Genomic DNA, 2509 nt, shown 5'->3' on the forward strand with positions numbered 1-2509 from the left:
GGGCGTATCGGAGCCGCTGGTGCGGGTGCGCTGGCTGGCCTGCACTAAGCCGGGCTGCTGGGCCAGGCGGCGCAGCACGCGGTTATACTCAGGCAGGTGCAGCAGCTGCGAGTGGTGGCGCAGGAAATCGTCGGGGCCGGTGGGGCCGTGGTCGTAATCAATCCCCAGCCAGTCGATGACGCGGAAGATATTGTCCAGATACGCCGGGCGCAGGCGGGCGCGGTCGAGGTCGTCGATGCGCAGGTGCAGCGTACCGCCAGCCCGCCGCGTGAGCAGCCAGGTGAGCACGAAGTTCACGGCGTTGCCGAGATGCAGGAAGCCACTGGGCGTGGGCGCGAGGCGCGAAACGACGGGAAATTGAGTAGCCATCTAGCTCAGCAACAATTCCATCTGCACGTCGGCCCGGGCGTAGGGCGACGGGTTGGGTTCCGTCAAATCCTGAAAGCCGAGCTTGCGGTACAAGGCTAGCGCTGGGGCCAGCTTAGCGTTGCTTTCCAGATACACGCGGGTGCCGCCCAGCTCGCGCACGCGCTGCACCGCCGCCCGACCCAGCTGGTAGCCAATCTGCCGGCCCTGCGCAGCGGGCGACACAGCCATTTTGGCTAGCTCGTAGCTCTGGCCATCGGGCATTCTGATGAGGGCGCAGGTGCCTACTACCTGCCCCTGCAGCTCCGCAAACAGAATGGCCCCGCCCGGCTCTAGAATGTAGGCTTCGGGATGGTCGAGGGCTTTCACATCGGCGGGCTCCAGCGTGAAGTAGCGCGAAATCCATGCCTCGTTCAACTGCCGGAAAATGGGCTGGTCGCCGGGCCGGAAATCGCGCAGCATTACCGACGGCGCGGCTCCCTGCGGAGCCCAGGCGGCTTGCTGCAACACCACGCGGTAGCCGTCGGGGTCTTCAAAGGTGCGGCCGTGGACGTCCCAGTAAGGATTGTAGGATGGCACCGGCGCGAAACCGGCCGCCTCCATGCGCTGCACGGCCGCCTGCCACTCCGCCGCCTCGGGCAGGTAGAACACGAGCAGATTATCGGCCGTGGGCGCGCGGCCCACCGTGTGGCCGGGCTGGTGCGTGAACTCCAGATGGTACGGCCCGTTGGGGTGGCCCAACATCAGGCCATCGAAGCCGTTGTGGGCGGTGAACGCCGCCAGCTGCGTCAGGCCCAGGCCGTCGCAGTAGAAACGCCGAAGGGCCGGCAGGTTGTCGGTGGGTCGGGCCACGCGCAGGATAGGAGTCGTCATAGTAGTAGCTCGAACTTTGTCGCTCGCGTCCCCAAACGACACTCGTTGCATGGATGCCGGGATGCGAACGACAAAGTTCGCGCTACAACTGCGCTACTATTCGCACTGCGGCCTTAAACCAAGGCTGCCACAGTCAGTCAAGCTGAATATTCAACTGTTGAAGTTCTTTGTGCCGATGAAAAAAGCCTTACTCCTCGCGGGCCTGCTGATTCTCTCGCTGCTTCTGCCGCCCCGCCCCGCCCTCGCCCAAACGCCTAGCCTCTACTTCCCGCCGCTCACCGGCAACACCTGGGCCAGCACCACGCCCGCCAGCCTGGGCTGGTGCCAGACACCCCTCGATTCGCTGCTGGCCTTTGCCGGGCGCAAGGGCAGCAAGTCGCTGCTGATTTTGAAGGACGGCCGCATGGTGGTCGAGCAATACTACGGCACCTATACCGCCGACTCGGCCTGGTACTGGGCCTCGGCGGGCAAGTCGCTCACGGCCACGCTCGTTGGCCTGGCCCGGCAGGACGGCCAGCTAAGCCTCACCGATAGCACCTCCCAATACCTCGGCCGCTGGACCAGCGCCACCCGCCCGCAGCAGCGCCAGATTCAACTGCTGCACCAGCTCACGATGACCACTGGGCTCGACGACTCGCCGCCCGCTCCCTGCGACAACGAGAGCACCGCGCCCGGCTGTCTGCTCTACCTCGCCCCGCCCGCCACCCGCTGGGCCTACCACACCGGGGCCTACCGCAAGCTGCAGGACGTGCTGGTGCAGGCCAGCGGCGCGGCCAACATCACTGCCTACACCAACCAGCGCCTCGGCAACCGCATCGGCATGACTGGCCTGTGGTACAACGACGTATTCGTGAGCAAGGCCCGCAGCATGGCCCGCTTCGGCCTGTTCATCCTCGCCCGCGGCGCCTGGAACGGCACGCAAATCATGACCGACGCCACCTACTTCCAGGCCATGACCACGCCCAGCCAGACGCTGAACCGCAGCTACGGCTACCTCTGGTGGCTGAACGGCCAGCCCAGCTACAAGCTGCCCGGCTCGCAACTCACGCTGCCCGGCCCGCTCATCCCCTCCGCCCCCGCCGACCTCATCGCCGCCCTCGGCAAAAACGACCAAAAGATTTACGTGGTGCCCAGCCTGGGCCTCGTGGTGGTACGCCAGGGCAACTCGGCCGGAGCCAGTCGCCTGGCCGCTTCGTCGTTCGACACCGAGCTCTGGACGCGCATCATGGCCGTGTTCTGCCGCCCCACCGCCACGGCGGCCGCAGCCGAA

The 2509-nt window shown here is 66.2% G+C and carries 3 protein-coding genes; 1 reads left to right on the top strand and 2 read right to left on the bottom strand.

What is annotated here, in order from left to right:
- Both ACYVDE_RS20195 and ACYVDE_RS20200 read right to left on the bottom strand, forming a co-directional pair.
- Positions 1-369 (bottom strand): glutamate--tRNA ligase family protein (locus tag ACYVDE_RS20195; RefSeq protein ID WP_460503336.1); only part of this gene is annotated, 369 nt, incomplete at its 3' end.
- Positions 370-1239, bottom strand: coding sequence for a GNAT family N-acetyltransferase (locus ACYVDE_RS20200; protein WP_460503337.1), 870 nt, complete (start codon positions 1237-1239; stop codon positions 370-372).
- 175 nt (positions 1240-1414) lie between these two features.
- Between ACYVDE_RS20200 and ACYVDE_RS20205 the strand changes: the two genes are divergently transcribed.
- A partial coding sequence (locus ACYVDE_RS20205) for a serine hydrolase domain-containing protein (RefSeq protein ID WP_460503338.1) occupies positions 1415-2509 on the top strand: 1095 nt, incomplete at its 3' end.

It is taken from the genome of Hymenobacter agri (assembly GCF_054778495.1).